The sequence below is a fragment of the Nostoc sp. genome (assembly GCF_036918015.1).
In the GTDB taxonomy this organism is placed as follows: Bacteria; Cyanobacteriota; Cyanobacteriia; order Cyanobacteriales; family Nostocaceae; genus Nostoc.
This window is the reverse complement of sequence record NZ_JBALEO010000066.1, coordinates 1-21,277: the sequence shown is the minus strand read 5'-3', so window position 1 is coordinate 21,277 and position 21,277 is coordinate 1. Positions and strand designations below refer to the sequence as shown.

Annotated in this window: 16 protein-coding genes; 13 read left to right on the top strand and 3 right to left on the bottom strand. The window is 42.4% G+C overall.

From position 1 onward, the window contains the following. Positions 1–100: 100 nt before the first annotated feature. The 3 genes from V7K61_RS16025 to V7K61_RS16015 all read left to right on the top strand — a co-directional run bounded on the left by V7K61_RS16025 (position 101) and on the right by V7K61_RS16015 (position 4,610). A complete protein-coding gene (locus V7K61_RS16025; RefSeq protein ID WP_335054551.1) occupies positions 101–2,560 on the top strand; it encodes a diguanylate cyclase in 2,460 nt (819 codons plus the stop codon). A 158-nt stretch (positions 2,561–2,718) separates the two neighbouring features. Next, on the top strand, positions 2,719–3,345 hold the full coding sequence (locus V7K61_RS16020) for a PEP-CTERM sorting domain-containing protein (RefSeq protein ID WP_335054549.1): 627 nt from the start codon (positions 2,719–2,721) through the stop codon (positions 3,343–3,345). A gap of 23 nt (positions 3,346–3,368) precedes the next feature. Continuing rightward, entirely contained in the window at positions 3,369–4,610 is a 1,242-nt protein-coding gene (locus V7K61_RS16015) for a molybdopterin molybdotransferase MoeA (RefSeq protein ID WP_335054547.1), read from the top strand. Between the two features lie 182 nt (positions 4,611–4,792). On the opposite strand, the gene V7K61_RS16010 is transcribed toward V7K61_RS16015, so the two are convergent. Next, positions 4,793–6,025 (bottom strand): cysteine desulfurase-like protein, encoded by a 1,233-nt coding sequence (locus tag V7K61_RS16010; protein WP_335054545.1) that lies wholly within the window; start codon positions 6,023–6,025, stop codon positions 4,793–4,795. Positions 6,026–6,669: 644 nt separating this feature from the next. On the opposite strand from V7K61_RS16010, the gene V7K61_RS16005 reads away from it, so the two are divergent. Continuing rightward, the gene (locus V7K61_RS16005; RefSeq protein WP_335054543.1) at positions 6,670–6,897 is read left to right on the top strand and encodes a DUF4327 family protein; all 228 of its coding nucleotides are present in this window, start codon (positions 6,670–6,672) and stop codon (positions 6,895–6,897) included. A gap of 345 nt (positions 6,898–7,242) precedes the next feature. Here V7K61_RS16005 and V7K61_RS16000 read toward each other — a convergent pair whose 3' ends face one another. Next, on the bottom strand, positions 7,243–7,494 hold the full coding sequence (locus V7K61_RS16000; protein ID WP_335054541.1) for a hypothetical protein: 252 nt from the start codon (positions 7,492–7,494) through the stop codon (positions 7,243–7,245). Positions 7,495–8,119: 625 nt separating this feature from the next. Here V7K61_RS16000 and V7K61_RS15995 point away from each other — a divergent pair. The 4 genes from V7K61_RS15995 to V7K61_RS15980 all read left to right on the top strand — a co-directional run bounded on the left by V7K61_RS15995 (position 8,120) and on the right by V7K61_RS15980 (position 14,288). Further along, positions 8,120–10,585: a PAS domain S-box protein gene (locus V7K61_RS15995; protein ID WP_335054539.1), complete on the top strand. Its 2,466-nt coding sequence runs from the start codon at positions 8,120–8,122 to the stop codon at positions 10,583–10,585. Between the two features lie 138 nt (positions 10,586–10,723). After that, entirely contained in the window at positions 10,724–11,107 is a 384-nt protein-coding gene (locus tag V7K61_RS15990) for a beta-lactamase hydrolase domain-containing protein (protein ID WP_335054537.1), read from the top strand. A gap of 611 nt (positions 11,108–11,718) precedes the next feature. After that, positions 11,719–14,130, top strand: a complete 2,412-nt coding sequence (locus V7K61_RS15985; RefSeq protein ID WP_335054535.1) for a sucrose synthase — start codon at positions 11,719–11,721, stop codon at positions 14,128–14,130. Next, positions 14,127–14,288, top strand: coding sequence for a hypothetical protein (locus V7K61_RS15980; protein WP_335054533.1), 162 nt, complete (start codon positions 14,127–14,129; stop codon positions 14,286–14,288). Before V7K61_RS15985 ends, V7K61_RS15980 begins: the two co-directional genes overlap by 4 nt. An 80-nt stretch (positions 14,289–14,368) precedes the next feature. On the opposite strand, the gene V7K61_RS15975 is transcribed toward V7K61_RS15980, so the two are convergent. After that, positions 14,369–14,608, bottom strand: a complete 240-nt coding sequence (locus V7K61_RS15975; protein WP_335054531.1) for a hypothetical protein — start codon at positions 14,606–14,608, stop codon at positions 14,369–14,371. A 44-nt stretch (positions 14,609–14,652) separates the two neighbouring features. On the opposite strand from V7K61_RS15975, the gene pgmB reads away from it, so the two are divergent. The 5 genes from pgmB to V7K61_RS15950 all read left to right on the top strand — a co-directional run bounded on the left by pgmB (position 14,653) and on the right by V7K61_RS15950 (position 21,176). Continuing rightward, on the top strand, positions 14,653–17,757 hold the full coding sequence (gene pgmB, locus V7K61_RS15970) for a beta-phosphoglucomutase (RefSeq protein WP_335054529.1): 3,105 nt from the start codon (positions 14,653–14,655) through the stop codon (positions 17,755–17,757). A gap of 389 nt (positions 17,758–18,146) precedes the next feature. Continuing rightward, a complete protein-coding gene (locus tag V7K61_RS15965) occupies positions 18,147–19,496 on the top strand; it encodes a PAS domain-containing sensor histidine kinase (protein WP_335054527.1) in 1,350 nt (449 codons plus the stop codon). 183 nt (positions 19,497–19,679) lie between these two features. Next, positions 19,680–20,117, top strand: a complete 438-nt coding sequence (locus tag V7K61_RS15960; protein WP_094351784.1) for an RrF2 family transcriptional regulator — start codon at positions 19,680–19,682, stop codon at positions 20,115–20,117. 80 nt (positions 20,118–20,197) lie between these two features. Beyond that, positions 20,198–20,590 carry a pentapeptide repeat-containing protein gene (locus V7K61_RS15955; RefSeq protein ID WP_335054525.1) on the top strand — a complete coding sequence of 131 codons (393 nt, stop codon included), beginning with the start codon at positions 20,198–20,200 and terminating at the stop codon, positions 20,588–20,590. Between the two features lie 97 nt (positions 20,591–20,687). Beyond that, a complete protein-coding gene (locus V7K61_RS15950; RefSeq protein ID WP_335054523.1) occupies positions 20,688–21,176 on the top strand; it encodes a DUF2243 domain-containing protein in 489 nt (162 codons plus the stop codon). Positions 21,177–21,277: the final 101 nt, after the last annotated feature.

Below are 21,277 nucleotides of genomic sequence, written 5' to 3'. Positions count from 1 at the left end.
TATTGGAATTAAATAATCAGTTAAATAAGTAAGTTTAAATATTTTTTTATAATTAGAACATTATTTAGTTAGTATTATATATTAATACTTTCATGCTGCCATGTCCTTTAATCGTTTATCGGGTAATGAAATTAGTTTAGAGCAAATTATTCATCAAATTAGAAAGCTGACTGTGCGAATACATCAGTCATTAGAATTGGTGGAAATTCTCAAGGTAGTCGTCACCGAAGTTAGGAAAACTTTAGATAGCGATCGCACTATTATCTATCGCTTCTTACCTAATGGAGATGGAGTAGTCGCTGAAGAATCTGTCAACCAAGAATGGATGCCAATTCAGGGACAATTAATTTACGATCCTTGCTTTAATGCCCAATGGGTAAAGCAATATCAACAGGGACGAGTCGGTGTGATTGAAGATATTGATACTAAACCACTCGCTCCCTGTTACAAACAGCTATTAACCAAGTTACAGATTCGAGCGAATTTAGTAGTACCAATTTTAGTAAATAATCAGGAACTGCATGGAATTTCTACCTCATCTCCTCAATTGTGGGGTTTACTAATTACTCATCAGTGCAGTAGTCCCCGCCAATGGAGTTGTTTAGAAATTGAGTTTTTACAACTGGTAGCAACACAACTGGAAATCGCCCTCCAGCAATCTGCTATCAAAGAACGCCAGCGTGGGGAAGACGAGTTGCGCTGGCAGCAAGCTTTGCTGCGCTCCATGACAGACACTTCTTTGTTGGGATTCTATGTTGTTGACAATCGTACAGATAAAATTCTTTATTTTAACGATCGCTTCTGTGAAATTTGGGGTATTAAGCATTTGAAAACCCAGATGCAAATTGGCGAGTTGAAAAACAATGACATAATTCCTGATTGTCTACCCTTAATTGCAGATTTAACAGCATTTGCTGAATCCTGTAAACCACTACAGTTTGAGGATAATCGTTCCATAGTTGAGGATGAAATTTTATTTGTAGATGGCCGCACGATTCGGCGTTTCTCCAGCCAGATTCGGGATATTCAAGATCGGTACTTTGGCAGGTTATATATTTTTGAAGACATCAGCGAACGCTTACGTACAGAAATCGCACTCAGAGAAAGCGAAGAACGCTATCGTTCTGTCATTACAGCAATGGCAGAAGGTATTGTACTGCAACAAATTGATGGACGCATTACTGCTTGTAACGAAAGAGCAGAAAAAATTTTGGGGCTAAATACTGAGCAAATGATGCGGCTAACTTCTATCGATCCGCGATGGAGAGCCATTCATGAAGATGGTACTCCTTTTCCAGGAGAAACCCATCCCGCCATCGTTACGTTACACACCGGACAACCACAATCTAGTGTTGTCATGGGGGTTTACAAACCTGATGGCAGCTTAACTTGGATTTCCATTAATTCTCAACCATTGTTTCGACTCAATGAATTAAAACCCTATGCAGTGGTTGCCTCATTTACAGATATCACAGCACGGAAACAGATTGAACTTGCACTGCAAAACCAGGCAGAACGAGAACGTATGGTTTTTGCGATCGCTCAACACATCCGCCAGTCGTTAGATTTAGATGAAATTTTGAATACAACCGTTGCTGATGTGCGACATTTTCTGCAAACCGATCGCGTGATTATTTACCGCCTGAATGCCAATTGGAGTGGTACCGTCGTCACAGAGTCTGTGGCAGAAGGCTGGAAGGCAATCCTGAATATGGAAATTACAGATACCTATTTTGTCGAGACACAGGGACAGTCCTATCAACAGGGTACGATCAAGGTTACTCCAGACATCTACATCGGCGGATTAACTGCTTGTCATCTAGAGTTATTGGAACAGTTGCAAGTCAGAGCCAAGCTGGTTGTACCAATTTTACAAGGCGATGGTCTTTGGGGTTTGTTAATTGCACATCATTGCCGCGCTCCTCGTGAGTGGCAACTTTGGGAAAGTGAACTACTTAAGCAATTAGCAACACAAGCAGCAATTGCCATTCAACAATCACAACTTTGTCAACAGTTACAGCTTGCCAATCAGCAGTTGGAAAATCTCGCTATGGTCGATCAATTAACTCAGATTGCCAATCGACGAGTTTTTGATATCAAGCTGAATCACATCTGGCACGATCTCCTACGAAAGAAATCTTTTCTCTCATTACTCCTATGTGACATTGATTATTTCAAGCAATATAACGATACCTATGGTCATGCTGCTGGAGACACTTGTTTAACCCTCGTTGCCCAAACTCTCAAACAAACTGTTAAACGTTCTACAGATTTGGTTGCTCGTTATGGAGGAGAAGAATTTGCTGTTATCTTACCAGACTCTGACAGGGATGGGGCTATCCATGTTGCCAAACAAATTCATGAAGCTATCCAACAGATGAATATTTCGCATACTGCATCGTCTGTAAAGCAATGTATCACGCTGAGTATAGGAATTGCGACAGTAATACCTGTTACTGATTTGGTTACTCTCGATCTAATCAAAGCAGCCGATCAAGCTCTCTACCAAGCAAAAGCACAAGGGCGTAATCGTTCATTTGTAAATAGGCTTTCCTTTTAGTATAAATCACCACAAATAAGGTACAGAATTCACTTTTTGAATGAAACTTGTCTAGTAGGATTGCAGTTTTTATTTCCGACCCCTTTTCGCGGTAATGTGTACTAAGAAAAGATAAAATCTTTGCTTGGACTATTTTAATTAATTTGGAAGTTGTATCTATGACACATCTGTTTACTAAAACAGCTATTAGTCTGGTGACGACTACTACTTTAGCGTTAGCGATCGCCATAACCACCAACAACCTAGCTCATGCTGCTGAGTTCAACTTTAACTGGAAAGGAGACACTGGTTATTTAGCTAAAGGTTCATTTAACTACGATACAACTACTGCTCCCAGCGTCATTTCTGAAACAGGCTTGGGAACTACGAAGAACTTGCAATCTCTCTCAATTTCCTTCTTCGATCCTTTGAGTAATCTCATCAACAGTTTCACTCCAGTGCTTAGTGGGATATCTAACTACAGCTTTTTGAGATTCAACTTTGATAGCACTAAAGAGCAAATCTTTGGCCCCTTTGATCTTGGCAAGGATGATGGGCTTCCTGGCGACACATGGCTTAATAATAATCTCGCACTCATAGATGAAGGTTTTAGCAATCAGGTTCTAGCTAAAGAATTTCATTTGAACAAGAGAGATGCAGCAGGCACAGAGCAAATATTAGATTTAAGCAACAATTCGGTTCAGGTATCCAAAGTCCCCGAAGGAAGCATAATTATCGGTTTACTAGCAGTGTGTAGTTTGGGACTTACTGCTTATAGAAATCTAGACAAAACTACCCAAGAATAAAAGAAAAGTCGGAGGCGATCGCTATGTTATCAGTCAGCGATGCACAAGCAATTATTTTAAATTTGGTGCAGCCGTTGGATCGTCAACGGGATACAGAAGTTGTAGATTTATTGACAGCCGATAGTCGCATTTTGGCAACACCTGTCACCAGTCCGCTAGATTTTCCCCATTGGGATAATTCGGCAATGGATGGCTACGCAGTTCGCTACGAAAATGTACAGCACTCTAACGCCGAACAACCAGCTATTTTAGAAATTGTTGAAGAGATTCCGGCTGGGTATCAGCCCAAGTCTACGATTCAACCAGGGCAAGCCGCACGAATTTTCACAGGTGCGGTGATCCCAGCAGGTGCGGATACTGTAATCATGCAAGAGAAGACACGCCGTGAGGAAAACCGCGTATTTATCCTGGATGCGCCAAAACCGCAAGAATTTGTCAGACACCAAGCATCTTTCTATCAAGCTGGAACACAACTACTACCAGCAGGAATTAAGTTAAATGCCTCAGAAATTGCCGTATTGGCAGCAGCACAGTGTCCGCAATTAAGTGTTTACCGTCGTCCGCGTGTGGCAATTTTTTCCACTGGTGATGAGTTGGTGACAGTCGATCAACCGTTGCAACCAGGGCAAATTGTGGATTCTAATCAGTATGCACTGGCAGCTTTGGTAAGACAAAGTGGCGCAGAACCGTTAATTTTAGGCATTGTGAAAGACGATCCAGTTGCTTTGGAGAAAGTTATTACTCACGCCATTGCGATCGCTGATATAGTTCTCTCTTCTGGTGGTGTCTCGGTGGGAGATTATGACTATATTGACAAAATTCTAGAGTCACTAAAAGCAAAAATCCACATTCGGGCTGTGGAAATTAGTCCAGGAAAACCTCTTACTGTCGCCACTTTCCCCACTCCCCACTCAGCACTATACTTTGGTTTACCAGGAAACCCTGCTGCTGTGTTGGTAACATTTTGGCGATTTGTGCTACCAGCAATCAAGAAACTTTCGGGAATTACTGAAGGTTGGGAACCAGTATTTTTGAAAGTGCGATCGCATGATGAATTGCGATCGAACGGCAAACGTGAAACTTACCTTTGGGGTAAATTGCATTTAATTGATGGTGTTTACGAATTTCACAAAGCTGGTGGTAGTCACAGTTCTGGGAATTTAATTAATTTAGCTCAAACCAATGCCTTAGCTGTTCTACCAGTTGGTACAACATTAATTTCTCCACAAGAAGAGGTACAAGTTTTGCAGCTTAGTAATGGGTAAGAAGGAGTCGGGGAAATGAGGAGGACAAGGAGAATAGACCTCTTGCAAAAGTCCCTAACACCCCACCCCCAACCCCTCCCCGCTTGCGGGGAGGGGAGACAAAGCGTAGCTTTGGCGGGGTGGGGTTCTTTCTTATTTTTGATTTATGCAAGAGGTCTAATAACTATGCCCAATCCCCAATCCTAAAATATCTGCTCAAAAGCCTCAATCAAGCTGTTAACTTCCTCAAGGGTGTTGTAATGCACCATACTCACCCGGACTATTCCACCTTGGGACGCTAACCCCAGGTATTCAATGAGCCGTTTGGCATAAAAGTCTCCGTAGCGAATCCCAATATAATGTTGGTCAACTTTTGCCGGAATGGTTGAGCTATTTATTCCATCAACGACAAAAGATATAGTTGGTACACGGAATTGACGGTCAGCCTTTGCTTGACCAATCACTCGCACATTAGGCTTACTGTTGAGGTAATTTAAAAGGCGATCGCTAATCTTTTCTTCATGTATGCTAATTAAATCAAATGCTTGCACCATCTGATTTCTCAAATCAGGTGCAGTTTCACTTCCGTAGTGCAGTTGTGCTAATTCACTTAAATAATCACATAAACCTAACATTCCATAACTTAATTCAAAATTGACATTGCCTAATTGAAATTTATAAGGTATGTCTGTCTGGTCAATAAAATAATGGTTAAGACCAGGTAATCTTAATAAATGTTCTTCTTTGCCATAAAGTAAGGCATGATGTGGCCCATAGACTTTATAACAACTCAAAGTATAAAAATCAACATCTAAATCTTGGACATCAACTAATCTATGAGGTGCATAAGCTACACCATCTACACAAATCATAGCGTTGCGATCGTGTACAAATGCAGCAATTTCTTTGATTGGATTGATGGTTCCCAGAACATTAGAAGCATGAGTCAAGGCTACCAGTTTGGTGCTATGACTCATCAATAGTTCTAAATCTGCTAAATGAAGTTCTAAAGTATCTGGGCGAACTTTCCACACTTTAACCTTCATTCCTTGTTTTTCAAGAGCGACCCAAGCACCAATATTAGCCTCATGGTCACAATTAGTAACAATAACCTCATCACCAGGTGTAAAGGTTTGACCCAGACACATTGAGAGAACTTTCAACATCATTGTAGTAGATGGGCCCATAACCACTTCTTTATCAGAATTGGCATTAATGAAAGTGGCCATTCCCCTAGTTGCTAGAGTCAATCGTTCTCCCGCAAGTTGAGAAACCCCATAAGAAGCTCCTAACTGGACATTAGAACTCAAGAGAAATTCGCTAATTTTATCTACTACCTTTTTCAGGGTTTGTGACCCGCCAGCATTATCAAAAAAAGTCCATTCACCAGCTAGAGCCGGAAAATATTGACGAACTTTATCAAGATTCAGAAGCATAGTATAAGTTTTCTAGAGAATTCTTTACCCTAGCCTACCTTCTGACAAGTCGCCCAGAGAGCATCTACATCCTCTTTTGGTCTTTGCAGCTTGTTGTGGGAGCCTTCTTGCTCTAAACATCTGGTGACAAAGAATGTAAAGAGATGTAGCAATGATATGACATACAACGTTTTGTAACTACATAAAGTACACCCCTACCCAACCCTCACGCCACTTGCTAAATATCGGGAACGCTAAGAGCAAACAAGTCTGACTGCTCAACGTAGTGGCGACTCTTACTAAGCGGAAGATTATGCCCGGATTTCTCACGCATAGTTTAGGCTTCACGGGAAGAGGAGTGTGGGGGGTAAGACTTCTTCCCCATCCTCCCACACTCCCCACACCTCCCACACCCCTTGGATTTCTCACTTGTGAGAAATCCAGGTTATGGAGTATTTCTGCATTTTACGTTGGCGTAGCCTCTGTCTCCTACACGCTGTTCGCGTTGGTAGAGAAGTTGAAATCTGTTGTATCTAACTTATAGCAACTATTAATGTCTTGATTCTTCACAATTCTCTCCAATTTTATTTGATAAGTTTAAGGGAGAGTCAAAGCAACTATTGTTTTGAGTCTTAATTCCTTGATTGAAAACAAAGGAAGGACTTATGAACACTACCACTACGCTTAAATACGACATCAAGGTTATCAAGGAAGAGGCACTTCAACTTGTTAAAAAGGGACTTCTTAACCGTCAGCACCCAATTTACACCATCTGTAAATATATTCCTCATCGTGACTGGGTTAATTTTGAACTTGAGTTAGAAAAAAATGAATTTTTACTCAGAGATAGAATTATCGACCTACTGAATCACGAATCATGGGAAGATGATTGAGACTGCATTTAGAAGCTGAACCACCATTAGCTACATCCCAATAAAATCAAAATTACAAATTCATTTTTCAACATTAAAAGCCCTCGAATTAATCGGGGGTTATAAGTAAGAGACTATTAAAGTCAGCAATAAATCTTGATGAATGGCTTAGGTGCTGGAAAAGAGAAGAAAACCACCGCTAGCATAGCAATACAATAATTCTCTATTAAGGCTGTTTTCTTGTTCTAGTTGTGTCAGTTAATACCTTGCTGTTGGGTTGCAGCCTCGCATTTTATGGCAATTCATTACTGAGTCCAAGAGAAAATAATTATACCAACCTATTTCAGTCAATTGTATTAGGTTGTATTAAGTAGATAACTCTTCTAGCCCAATCCATTCGGTAATAGATTGCCATTGGCTTACGTAAACAGTAGTACTGCTACGTTTTTCTTTTGGAGTTTTTCTAAGTAGTTTACCCATGACAACATCGCTGAATGAACTGGATTCGTTCCAATCATAAACAGGCATCTCCTGCCAGCAGTGGCGACAAAACCAGTAAGTCTCTGCACCACGTATATGTTCTAAAAGTAAGCTTGAGCAGCAAGGACAGTAATTCATATTTTTCTCAAATCCTGTTCATAAAAGTGTTATTGCAATTCAGGGCAGCTACTTGAGAAGCCCGTAAATATTTAAAACAAACTGTCTATATTTTGACTATAGTCTTTAAATATAAAGAACTTGTGAGGATAGTTAAAATACTTAATTATTTAGCAAAACTTATACTTATTTATTAAGTAATACTTTCAGGCTGATTTAGCGGTTTTTTCACAAAATCCTCAAATTATATTCAGATAAATTCCCGGAAGATTACTATAATTGACAAATTAACCATAAAATTCAACGAGTAACTGCTTAAATTAGCTATAGGAATCCGGTTTGATTTCTGAAAAAAATTAAGTATTTGTAGGGTGCGTTATGACTTTAGTCTAACGCACCAAACCCTTGAGAATGGTGCGTTACGCTTCGCGATAACACACCCTACGTGTTGTTCAAAAATCAAATAGTAATCCTATAGCTTAAATTATGTTATTAATTATTCTCTACGATCGATTAGCCCTGATAGTTTTTTAGTCGAAGCTATTGTCTTGATCGGTCAGAAAATATTCAGCCAATTGAAATAGAGCAAGTCCGCAGCCAAAGTCAAAATAACTTAAAATTATGGGTTGAGGCACAATCGGCTCAAATGATGCAAGTTAATCAGGAACTTCAGCAAGCCCTCGAAGAACTCCAGGTTGTGAAAGAAAAACTGCACCAAGCTTACGAGGAGTTAGAACAACGAGTGACGGAAAGGACAGCAGAACTTGTGATGTCTAACGTCCTGTTGCAACAAGAAATTATTGAACGCGAAAGTGCAGAAGCTGCATTACGGCAGAGCGAAAACCTCTATCGCCAGCTTGTGGAAAGCCAAACTGACATAATTATCCGCATTGATTTGCAGGGGCAGATTACCTTTGCCAATGTGGCAGCTTGTCGAACCTTCGGCTGGAAACAAGATGAGTTTCGCGATCGCTCATATTTCCAGTTTCTTCATCCAGATGACTTGACTCAAGTGATGGAAAGTATCACAGCTTTAGGATCTTCATCCCATTCCTTGACTAATTATGAACGATGTGCATTGACAGTAAACGGTATCCGCTGGTTTCAATGGAATGCGATCGCAATCCATAATGACAAAGGAGAGGTTGTTGAAATACAACAGGTAGGTAGAGATATTACCGAACAGCAAGCCGCGCTACACGACCGCCAACTTGCCGAAGCAGCACTACGCCAAAGTGAGGAGAAATTTCGCACTTTTTCCGAAAACACCCACGCCACGATCTGGATTAGTAGCGCAGATTCATTCTACCCTTTGTACATTAGTCCTGCTTATGAGAAAATTTGGGGTCGATCTTCCCAAGGTCTATTTGAGCAGCCAACATCTTGGGTAGACACAGTTCATCCAGACGATCGCGATCGCGCCACCCAATCAATTGAGCAACTACTTAGTGGCAGTCAATCCATTTCAGCAGAATATCGGATTTTGCGACCTGATGGATCGATCCGCTGGATTTGGAATCGGGGTTTTGCTGTCTATAATGACCAAGGACAAGTTAACTACTATGGTGGCATTGCTGAAGATATCACCGAGCGCAAGCTGGCGGAACAAAAAATCTCCGAACAAGCCGCTCTACTTGATATCGCTACCGACGCCATATTAGTTCGAGATTTCCAGTCTCAAATCTTATTCTGGAATAAAGGTGCAGAGCGGATGTATGGTTGGCTTTCTACAGAGGTTATTGGCAAAGACCTCCACGATATTTTATACCCAGCCGGAATTCAGCAGCAATTGAAAGAACCACTAAAAAGCGTAATTGAGAGTGGCTCGTGGCAAGGTGAGTTACATAAAGTTACAAAATCCGGTCAGAAAATTATTGTGGAAAGCCGTTGGACATTGATGCGTGATTCTGCGGAAGAACCCAAATCCATCTTGACTGTTGACACTGACATCACCCAAAAGAAACAACTCGAAGAGCAGTTTTTTCGCACCCAGCGATTGGAAAGCCTTGGTACTCTTGCAGGTGGTATTGCCCACGACTTGAACAATATATTGACACCAATTTTGGCATCGGCTCAATTATTACAGGGAAAATTTTTCCAAGACGAGGAGCATTCTGGGCAATTGCTGGCACTCGTAGAAAGCAACGCCAAACGTGGAGCAGCTTTAGTGAAGCAAGTCTTATCCTTTGTACGGGGATATAAAGGAGAGCCGACAATTATTCAAGTCCAGTATCTGATTTCAGAAATTATCCAAATTGCTAAACAGACATTTCCCAAATCTATTGAATTTTCCACCATTATCCCAGAAGACATTTGCGCGATCGCTGGGGATACTACACAACTACATCAAGTGTTAATGAATCTGTTAGTAAATGCCCGCGATGCTTTACCAGATGGTGGTAATATCAATATTTCTGTGGAAAATAAGTTTATTGATGAAGCTTATACCAGAATGAATCTTGATGCCAAGGTTGGGCATTATATTGTGATTACCGTTGCCGATAACGGAATTGGGATACCGCCAAAAATATTAGATAGAATTTTTGAGCCATTTTTCACCACAAAAGAGGTCAACACAGGTACGGGACTTGGACTTTCAACAGCGTTGGGTATCATTAGAAGCCATGACGGTTTTATTAAAGTGTCTAGCAATGTCGGTAGAGGCAGCAAGTTTGACCTGTTTTTACCAGCTGTAGAAGCAACCCACCCATTTAAGATAGAAGACCTGGATTTGCTCCCAGGAGAGGGAGAATTGATTTTAGTTGTAGATGATGAAGCCCAAATTCGGGAGATTGCCACAATCATCCTAGAAAATCATAGCTATCAGATACTCACTGCTAGTAATGGCATTGAGGCGATCGCACTTTATGCCCAACACAAGCATCAAATCAATGCTGTGTTGATGGATCTAATGATGCCAGAAATGGATGGAATTACCGCTATTCGCACCTTGCGAAAAATGAACAAGCAGCTTCAAATCATTGCCTGTAGCGGGCTGAACTCAATGGAAGTGTTTGCTCAAGCTGCTGATGTTAATGTGCAAGCAGTTTTATCAAAACCCTATACAGCCAGAGAATTATTGAACAGTTTACACCACCTATTGAGAGGCTAGTAAGGAAAAGGGGACAAGGGGGACAAGGGGGACGAGAAGAATAAGCATATCCCATACCCAATTCTTCACAAGATCCTCAGATTGGTTTCCTATATTTAGAGCGTAGGCAACGTTGGCAAAATAGGGTTTATCCGGCTGATGAATATTGTTAGGAAGATTAATAATAACTTAGCGATCGCAGGGCAAATTACACTAGATCAGCTGGGACAAATAGCTGATGAGGGTTATAAGTCTGTACTGAACCTACGTTTGCCCGACGAAATAGGCTTGCTGGCTAATGAGCAGGAGAAGACTGAGCTTTTGGGATTGTATTACGTTAATATCCCAACTAAACCTGAAGACATTAATCATCAAGGTATGCTCCAGATATATCAGATCGTCACTGAACTACCCAAACCGATTCTGATACATTGTGATAATTCAATTCGTTCAGCTGCAATAGTATTGTTGTATATCGCCCTCAAACAAGGCATAGCATTTGAAAAAGCACTGCAAAAAGTTATTAATTTAGGCTTGATATAAGACGAGGATTTGAATTTTTCAACTACTCGTAAGGATAGGAGATAAAAGATAGGGGATAGGGAATAGGCAATAAAAGATTATAGATATACGAATTTTTGAGAAATAAAATTGTATTTTTAGATAATTTAATTCTGCTAAGACCATTTCACTTTAATAATCATACAAATACGCTATTAGGGGCAGCATTGCCATGCCCTTACAAGAAATATATATGTATCAGGTATATCAGAATTTTCGTGAATTGGTATAAAACATTGCTGGATTTGAATACTGTTCGGTTAAGCATTTTTAACTTGAAATTGGGCTTTGGGAAAAGGTTACTGGGTTTGGGTTAAAAGCTTTTATTTTCCCTTTTACCCTTCCCCTTTTCCCCTTAACCTAAAGGTATTGTGATGGATTTAATTTATTCATGGGGTGATGTTCTAGTAGCGATCGCTCCAATTTGGCTTTGCAAAAAAAAGGTGGATGTAGGGTTACAGATTCTCATCCCATAGCTAGACGCAAAGATTTTTATAGTAATTTACCATCATGGGGGAAATGTACCTCACAAAACCGAAAACTGGAAAGAGAAATGAGGTTGTTACCTAGCTAAATTTCTGGAATTCGTCATCATGTATGAAATAGTTCAAGCTCTCTCCAACGGTGATGAAAAAACTGCTCTACATCAGTTGATTTATGCGTTGAGTGTTTCAGGTAAGCATTACTTCCTAAGAAATGAGATTTTGCAAGCTTTTGCTGATTACTGTCATCAATCCCAAAAGCCTGCTTATTTTTACTACTCTTCTGCTGTTGGCAAACTAATACAATATACCCACGAAATAATTCTTGAAGAGGAAAGCACTTGGTTCGTGATTCGACCGAGGATTGCTAATCAAGAAGTTTGGCAACTGACAGCCGACTTTAGCAGGTTCGAGCAGATGACACCTCAAGCGCTGTTAGATGTGAGAGATCGTCTAGTCAACCGCTACCAACCCCATATTTTGGAAATCGATCTCCACCCCTTCTATGAGAGTTCTCCAAGAATTGACGACGCGAGAAATATAGGTCAAGGTTTAGCCTTCCTCAACCGCTACCTGTGCAATCAATTGTTGACTGACTCTGAATATTGGGTAGAAATGTTATTTAAAGCGTTACATAGGTTGCAATGCAATGGTATTGACCTATTGTTGAGCGATCGCATTTCTTCTGGTATTGAGTTAGCCAAACAAATTAAGCCAGCGCTGAAATTGCTGAGTGAGCGATCGCCTGATGAACCTTATGAAAAATTTAGCTTCGACCTCCAAGAACTCGGCTTTGAGCCGGGTTGGGGTAACACTGCGGCGCGAGTCTCTGAAACTTTAGAACTCCTCGACCGACTCATTTACTCCCCGGAACCTGGCATCTTAGAAACATTTGTAGCTCGCGTCCCCGCCGTCTTTCGCGTCGTTCTCGTTTCCGTTCACGGCTGGGTGGGACAGGAAGATGTTTTGGGAAGAGATGAAACACTTGGTCAAGTTATCTATGTCCTCGAACAAGCCCGCAGCTTAGAAAATGAACTGCGCGAACAAATCAAACTCTCTGGACTCGATCGGCTAGGCATTAAACCTCATGTAATTATTCTGACTCGATTAATCCCTAACTGCGAAGGAACATTTTGTAACCTTCCCTTAGAAAAAGTCCAAGATACAGAGAATGCTTGGATATTGCGCGTTCCTTTTGGTGAATTCAATCCAGAAATTACGAATAATTGGATTTCTAAATTTGATATTTGGCCCTATTTAGAGCAATTTGCTGTAGATGCAGAAAGAGAATTACTAGCTCATTTCCAAGGCAAGCCTAATCTAGTTGTTGGCAATTACAGTGATGGTAATTTAGTAGCTTTTCTCCTATCTCGCCGAATGAAAGTCACCCAGTGCAATATTGCCCATTCCTTAGCAAAACCTAAATATCTATTTAGCAATTTGTATTGGCAAGATTTAGAAGATAAATACCACTTTTCCGTACAATTCACCGCCGATTTGATTAGTATGAATGCTGCCGACTTCATTATTACATCGTCCTATCAAGAAATTGTCGGCACACCTGACACGATAGGTCAATACGAGTCGTACAAGTGGTTTACGATGCCGCAGTTGTATCATGTGGTTGATGGCATTGATTTGTTTAGTCCTAAATTTAACTTAGTGCCGCCGGGGGTAAATGAAAATATTTTCTTTCCCTATAGCCAAAAAGAACATCGGGACTCTAACCTTCGTACACAAATCCACGACTTACTCTTTACCCGCGAAGACTCTCAAATTATTGGTCAGTTAGATGATCCTAATAAGCGATCAATCTTTGCCGTTGATACCGTCACCTCAATCAATAATCTCACTGGTTTAGCTGAATGCTTTGGTAAAAGTCAGGCTTTGCAAGAGCATTGCAATCTGATTCTCTTAACTAGTAAACTGCGTCCAGATGAAGCTACAAACTCAGAAGAAGCAGAAGAAATCCAAAAACTCCACAACATTATTGATGAATATCATCTCTATGGCAAAATTCGCTGGGTGGGGATGCGTATCCCTAGCAATGAACTTGGCGAAGCCTACCGAGTAGTTGCAGATTCTCAGGGGATTTATATTCATTTTGCCCGCTTTGAATCCTTCGGGCGGAGTATTTTGGAAGCCATGATTTCCGGCTTACCTACTTTCACTACCCAATTTGGCGGCTCTTTAGAAATTCTTGATAACCAAGAAAACCGATTTAATGTTAATCCTACAGACTTAGAAGGAACAGCAACGAAAATTTTAGATTTCCTTGAACACTGTGATGCTCGTGCGGAATACTGGCAAGAAGTTTCAGAATGGATGAGTCAGCGAATTCATCACAAATATAATTGGCATTTACATAGCAATCAATTACTACTGCTTGCTAAAATGTTTAGTTTTTGGAACTTTGTTGCTCCCGAAAATAACGAAGCCAGAGATCGCTACATGGAAACCTTATTTCATCTCATTTATAAACCCAGAGTCGAAAAGATTTTGGAAAAGCATAAGGGGGGATGAGGGAGTGGGGAGTGGGGAGCAGGGGAGCAGGGGAGCAGGGGAGCAGGGGAGCAGGGGAGCAGGGGAGCAGGGGAGCAGGGGAGCAGGGGAGCAGGGGAGAGTTAGAACTGGATTCATCCACCTCGGAACTCCGTTCATCCACCTCAGAACTCCGTTAATCCACCTCGGAACTCCGTTCATCCACCTCGGAACTCCGTTCATCCACCTCGGAACTCCGTTAATCCACCTCAGAACTCCGTTAATCCACCTCGGAACTCCGTTCATCCACCTCGGAACTCCGTTCATCCACCTCGGAACTCCGTTCATCCACCTCAGATACTCGTTCATCCACCTCAGATACTCGTTCATCCACCTCAGATACTCGTTCATCCACCTCAGAACTCCGTTCATCCACCTCGGAACTCCGTTCATCCACCTCGGAACTCCGTTCATCCACCTCGGAACTCCGTTCATCCACCTCGGAACTCCGTTCATCCACCTCAAAGACTCAAAATCCCCAGTCCCCAATCCCCACAACTTCTTATGCAAACAAAAGGTCGTTCTCGCCATTTTATCTACACAGACTGGATATTAATCGAAACCCAGTTTGACCCTGAGCAATTGCACTCCAAAGAAACCGTCTTTACAATCGGCAATGGATACCTGGGAACAAGAGGCAGTTTTGAGGAAGGTTATCCTCATACATTGCCAGCTACTTTTATCCACGGTGTCTACGATGATGTGCCTGTGGTGTACACTGAACTGGTAAATTGCCCTGACTGGCTACCCTTGATAGTGATTGTGAATGGCGATCGCTTCCGTCTCGATCAAGGTGAGATATTAAGCTACGATCGCCAGCTCAATTTACGCCAAGGACTACTGACTCGGGCCTTGCGTTGGCGCTCTCCCAGTGGAAACACCATAGACATTAGCTTTGAACGCTTTGCTAGTCTTGCAGATCCGCACGTGTTGGCGCTACGCTGCCATTTAACACCAATAGATTTCGAGGGGTTAATCGAAGTTCAAGCTAGCATCAATGGCTATCCCGAAAATCAGGGTTTCAATCACTGGGAAGAATTAGATCAGGGCAAGACTAACCAAGGAATCTGGTTGCAACGCCGCACGCGCAACTCTCGAATTGAACTTGGTATGGCAGCTAAGGTGACAATACTAGGCACTGAAGCATCTTTGCAAGTCAATACCGCACCTGGTTATCCTACCTTGAGTACAACCTTCTTGGGTAAAGCGCAGCAGACTGTGACGGTGGAAAAACTTGTGACAGTTTTTACCTCACGGGAGATTGAAGCACCAGTTCTAGCAGCTCAAGAAAAACTGGCACAACTGACAGACTACGTAACATTACTAAAAGCCAATGAGCAGGCATGGGATGAGGTTTGGCAGCAAAGTGACATCCTGATTGAGGGGGATAGCACAGCTACTTTTGCGGTTCGCTACAATCTGTTTCAACTGCTGATTGCTGCGCCACGGGATGATGACAGGGTGAGCATTCCTGCTAAAACCCTTTCGGGGTTTGGCTATCGCGGTCATATTTTTTGGGATACAGAAATTTTTATGCAACCCCTATTTCTGTTTACTCAACCAGCGATCGCCCGTAATTTACTCAGTTACCGTTGGCACACCTTAGCAGGAGCTAGACGCAAGGCAACCCATTACGGCTATAGAGGGGCAATGTTTGCCTGGGAAAGTGCTGCTACTGGAGATGAAGTGACACCACGTTGGGCTATCGGCAGTGATTTTTATGGTGAAGACGTGCGGATTTGGTGTCGCGATCGCGAAATTCATATCAATGCAGATATCCCCTACGCAATTTGGAACTATTGGCAAGCAACTGGTGATGATGACTGGATGCAAAAGTGCGGTGCAGAGGTGATTTTGGATGCCGCCATTTTTTGGAATAGCCGAGTCGAATTCAATTCTGAGCGCGACCAATATGAAATTCGGGGAGTAATCGGAGCGGATGAATACCATGAATTTGTCCACAACAACGCCTTTACAAACCGAATGGCGCAATGGCATTTAGAAAAAGCGATCGCTGTCTATGATTGGCTGGCTCACAAATTCCCCGAACGAGCCACCGAACTAGAACAGAAACTAAAGCTGACCCCAGAGGAACGAACGCAATGGCAAGAGATCGTCGCCAAAATATTGTTTTTCTATGACCCACCAACAGAACTAATCGAGCAGTTCGAGGGATTTTTCCAATTGGAAGATATCAACTTAGCAGATTATGAACCACGCGATCGCTCCATGCAACCGATCTTGGGTATTGATAAAACCAACAAATCTCAAGTACTAAAGCAGCCAGACGTATTAATGCTCCTATATTTAATGCGCGAATCAGCAGATTTTCCCTATAACGAAAAAGCATTACAGACAAACTGGGACTACTACGCACCCCGCACCGATATTACTTATGGTTCGTCCCTTGGCCCAGCAGTTCAAGCCATTTTAGCTTCCGATTTGGGCAAATCAACCGTAGCTTACGAACAATTTATGCGGGCGTTAATGGTGGATCTTGAAGATAACCGAGGTAATACCAACGACGGAATTCACGGCGCTAGTGCTGGTGGAATTTGGCAAGCTGTAATTTTTGGATTCGGCGGTATCCAACTAACTGAAAATGGCCCCGTAGCTAATCCCCACCTACCCCCTGGCTGGACGCGCCTAAAGTTTAAACTGCACTGGCGCGGGAAATGGCATGACTTTGATTTGAAGGGATTGGGGACTGGGGAGCAGGGGAGCGGGGGAGCAGGGGAGCAGGGGAGCAGGGGAGCAGGGGAGCAGGGGAGCAGGGGAGCAGGGGAGCAGGGGAGCAGGGGAGCAGGGGAGGCAGGGGAGCAGGGGAGCAGGGGAGAAGTTGGAGGAAATTTTTCCCCTCTGCCCCTTTGCTCCTCGGTCACTGAGCGTAGCCGAAGTGCTGCCCCTCTGCCTCTTGTACCCGATGCCCCATCTCCCATGCTTAACATCCAAGGATTCATCTTCGATTTAGATGGTGTACTAACAGATACAGCAGAACTTCACTATCTAGCTTGGCAGAAGCTAGCTGATGAAGAGGGTATACCGTTTAATCGGGAAGCTAACGAAGCCTTGCGGGGTGTATCCCGTCGTGCTTCCCTGATGCTGATTGTTGGGGATAGACCGTATTCGGAAGCACAAATCGAGGAGATGATGGAGCGCAAGAATCGCTACTATGTCGAATTGATCCAAAACATGACACCCCAGGATTTGTTACCAGGTGCGATCGCCTTGTTGAATGAATTGCGGCAAGCTGATATTAAGATCGGTATTGGTTCAGCGAGTAAAAATGCCCGCCCAGTGCTAGAGCGATTGGGCATTGTGGACAAAGTAGATGCGATCGCAGACGGTTACAGTGTACAAGAACCTAAGCCAGCGCCCGACCTATTTCTGTATGCAGCCAAGCAGCTAGGAATCGAACCAGGGCAATCTGTGGTTGTAGAAGATGCCGCAGCCGGTGTTGAAGCCGCTCTAGCTGCTGGGATGTGGGCAGTCGGACTCGGCCCCGTTGAACGAGTTGGAGCCGCTCATATTGTTTTTCCCAGCCTAGAAGGTATTAAATGGGCAGACCTACAAGAGCAATTGAGTAACATTTCCAGACAAAAACATTAAACAAACGACAACTGCTTGATTACCGAAGAAAGGCAGAGGGCAGGAGGCAGGAGGCAGGAGGAAGAAAATATAATTTATAATTTTTGCCCTCTGCCAAAAGGGTTTAAAGCCCCTAAATTTATTTATGAAAAAAAGAAAAAATATGTATAACGAGTGGCGCAGCGCATATTTACAGCGTCCTTATTAAATCCCCTAAATTTATTTATGGGGATTTAAACTGAGCCTTCTGCCTCCTGCCTCCTGCCCTCTGCCTCCTGCCCTCTGCCTTTCTTGCTAAAACTACCTAAAACTACACTGAAATGACTGATAACTGCTAAACTCCAAAAGCTAAGATCGTCTAAGTAGGGAATCTAAAACAAAACCCAACTTGAGCAATTAGGAGCAAGAGCGTGAATTTGGACGATTTAGCTTTGCAGATAGAGAACATGCGTAAGCGCGTCGCCCTCTTGCAACGCCAAAGTGAGCAGCAAAAAGCACAAGCAGATATTGAACTCGTTACCGCAGTATTCAAAGAAGTTTACCTAGCTTTGGAAGAACTCCAACTAGTGAATGAAGATTTAAAGCAACAGAATGAAGAATTATCCAAAACTCAACAGGCTTTGGTAGCAGAAGGTCAACGCTACCAAGAATTATTTGAGGAAGTACCAGACGCTTATTTTGTGACTGATACAAAAGGGATAATTCAGGAAGCTAACTCAGCCGCCACCACTCTGCTCAACATTTCCAAAAGTTTGTTGTTGGGTAAATCCATAGGGATTTTTGTGCTTGAGAAAGAAGTAATTGCTTTTCATTTGAAACTGAATCATCTGCGCGATCGCACCCAATTCCCAGACTGGAAAATGCAAGAGTGGGAAGTAAACTTGCGACCGCGTGACAAAACACCTATTATGGCTGCGGTTAAGGTTGCTGCTATCCGTAATCAATCTAGTGAGTTAGTTGGTCTGCGCTGGCTATTGCGGGATATTAGCGAAAGCAAGCGAATCAAAGCCAAGCTGCAATGGGCAGAAGAGGCGATGCGACAAGCACTTGCCAAAGAAAGGGAGTTTAGCGAACTTAAATCCCGCTTGCTCACCATTACCTCACATGAGTTTCGCACCCCTTTGGCTACCATCCACTCTTCTGCGGAACTACTAGAACATTATCGCCACCTCTGGAGCGAACAGCGACAACAGACCCATCTACGTCGTATTCAAGCATCAGTGATGCATATTACCCAGTTGTTGAATGATGTATTGATGGTGAGTCAGGATGAAACAGGCAAGTTAGAGTTTAATCCAACACCCATAAATTTGGTGGAATTTTGCCGCGATTTATTAGAAGAATTACAACAGAGCGATCGCTTCCAACATGCGATCGTTTTTAGCAGTGAGTGCCAATGTACACCAGCCAATTTAGACGCTAAACTACTCCGACAAATCTTGAGTAATTTATTCTCAAATTGTCTAAAATATTCTCCCATTGGTACTACGGTTAGGTTTTCTGTAACCACTGCCAACGAGCAAGCTATATTCCAGACTCAAGACTCTGGTATTGGCATTCCCGCTTCTGACATTGAACACATCTTTGAACCCTTCCATCGCGCCAGTAATACAGCCAATATTGCAGGAATGGGATTGGGGATGTCCATCGTCAAACAGGCTGTAGATTTACATGGCGGCGAGATTACAGTTGAAAGTGCGATCGGTACGGGAACTACCTTTACTGTCATTCTGCCATTTTCAATAAATTTCCATATATAGCTAATCAATCACTTTTATTTATCGAATTTAAAAAAAAAAGTATTTGCTTGTATGGTGGAAGGTCTTTAAAGTAGAGTAAGCCGGTCAACAATAGGTTGATTGTAAAGTTTTTCTTCGCAGTAGCTTAGGGAAACGAACTCAAAGACTTTGTATCTTTAAATATGAGCTTAAAATATTACGCCTGTGGTAATCTCTAACAAATCAGAATACGCACTTCTAGCCCTGTTAGAGTTAGCAACCTGCTACCCTAAGGGTGAAGCCTTACAAATTCGAGAAATAGCGGCCTTGCAAGATATCCCGAACCGCTATTTAGAACAACTTCTAGCAACATTAAGACGTGGAGGTTTAATTAAGAGTATACGCGGAGCCAAAGGTGGCTATGTTCTGGCACGAGATCCTGGAAAAATTACAGTGTTGGATGCTTTTAGCTGCATGGAAGGATCAGATATTGTTGTCTCTCCTTCTGAGCCGACTCCCAACACGGTAGAAGGTGAGCTAATTCAGGAAGTTTGGCAAGAAGCACGTCAGGCTGCTAACTCCGTTTTGGAAAAATATACACTCCAAGACCTTTGTGAACGAAGATCGATCCGAGAACAGAAGGAGCTAATGTATTACATTTAACAAGGATGGCCAAATAATTACTAATTCGTAATTAAAAGGGTATGTGAAAATAATAACGAGACAATCTGTGACGCTGTTATATGCCTGAAGTCAATTTTCAACAGCCTATAAATAGTGCCGCTACTCTTGTGGAGAGTTATGCAGCAGGAAAACGGAACTTTAGTAAAGCAGAATTGGGTAATGCTGATTTGCAAGGCATTAACTTGAAAGGATCTGACCTAAGTTATGCTGACTTGAGTGAAGCTAACCTGAGTAGCGCTAATTTGAGGGGAAGTGATTTGAGCTTTGCCGATCTGAGTCAAGCTAATCTGAAGGATGCCGATCTTAGGGGAGCATTATTGATGTCAGCGAATCTCCGCCAAGCCGCTCTCAAAGGAGCGAACCTGGAAAAAGCAGACTGCGATGGCAACACCCATTTTCCCCAAGATTTCGACCCAGCCAAAGCGGGTATGCAGATTAAATTTGAAGATTGATTAATTTAAGTTGAGCGATCGCACTGGCCTCAAGATAGAAGATATTTCTCTCAAAAGAGTTGTATTTTGGTAGAAAAGCCTATCTATGAGGTTGACAATGGAGGCGAAAAGTGAAACCCTCAACCGACGCGCACCACTAATTACTGCTGGAATTTTTCTTGGTGTGGGTCTTGGAGGGTTTATTGATGGAATTTTACTGCATCAAATCCTCCAGTGGCATCACATGCTGAGTAACATTAGACCTCTAACAAACAGGGCGAATATAGATTTAAACATGGTATGGGATGGGTTCTTTCATACCATAAATTGGGTATTCACCGTGGCAGGACTAGTGTTACTATGGCGTGCTGGAAGACGTGATGATGTTCCTTGGTCATCACAAACCTTTATTGGATCGATACTGATTGGGACTGGGTTATTCGACTTGGTTGAAGGTTTAATTGACCATCAAATTCTCGGTGTCCATCATGTAAAACCAGGCCCAAATGAGTTAACTTGGGACATAGGATTTCTTGCATTCGGTGCGCTACTTGTTCTCATCGGCTGGCTAATTATAAAAAAAGAGTCAAGAGTCATTAGTAATTAGTCATTGGTCATTGGTCATTGGTCATTGGTCATTGGTCATTGGTCATTGGTCATTGGTCATTGGTCATTGGTCATTGGTCATTGGTCATTGGTCATTGGTCA

Coding starts and splice junctions, on each gene's coding strand:
- V7K61_RS15955 (WP_335054525.1), top strand. CDS start 20,198: ATGCCTGAAGTCAATTTTCAACAGCCTATAAATAGTGCCGCTACTCTT.
- V7K61_RS15995 (WP_335054539.1), top strand. CDS start 8,120: ATGATGCAAGTTAATCAGGAACTTCAGCAAGCCCTCGAAGAACTCCAG.
- V7K61_RS16020 (WP_335054549.1), top strand. CDS start 2,719: ATGACACATCTGTTTACTAAAACAGCTATTAGTCTGGTGACGACTACT.
- V7K61_RS16005 (WP_335054543.1), top strand. CDS start 6,670: ATGAACACTACCACTACGCTTAAATACGACATCAAGGTTATCAAGGAA.
- pgmB (WP_335054529.1), top strand. CDS start 14,653: ATGCAAACAAAAGGTCGTTCTCGCCATTTTATCTACACAGACTGGATA.
- V7K61_RS15990 (WP_335054537.1), top strand. CDS start 10,724: ATGAATATTGTTAGGAAGATTAATAATAACTTAGCGATCGCAGGGCAA.
- V7K61_RS16015 (WP_335054547.1), top strand. CDS start 3,369: ATGTTATCAGTCAGCGATGCACAAGCAATTATTTTAAATTTGGTGCAG.
- V7K61_RS15985 (WP_335054535.1), top strand. CDS start 11,719: ATGTATGAAATAGTTCAAGCTCTCTCCAACGGTGATGAAAAAACTGCT.
- V7K61_RS16010 (WP_335054545.1), bottom strand. CDS start 6,025: ATGCTTCTGAATCTTGATAAAGTTCGTCAATATTTTCCGGCTCTAGCT.
- V7K61_RS16025 (WP_335054551.1), top strand. CDS start 101: ATGTCCTTTAATCGTTTATCGGGTAATGAAATTAGTTTAGAGCAAATT.
- V7K61_RS16000 (WP_335054541.1), bottom strand. CDS start 7,494: ATGAATTACTGTCCTTGCTGCTCAAGCTTACTTTTAGAACATATACGT.
- V7K61_RS15980 (WP_335054533.1), top strand. CDS start 14,127: ATGAGGGAGTGGGGAGTGGGGAGCAGGGGAGCAGGGGAGCAGGGGAGC.
- V7K61_RS15950 (WP_335054523.1), top strand. CDS start 20,688: ATGGAGGCGAAAAGTGAAACCCTCAACCGACGCGCACCACTAATTACT.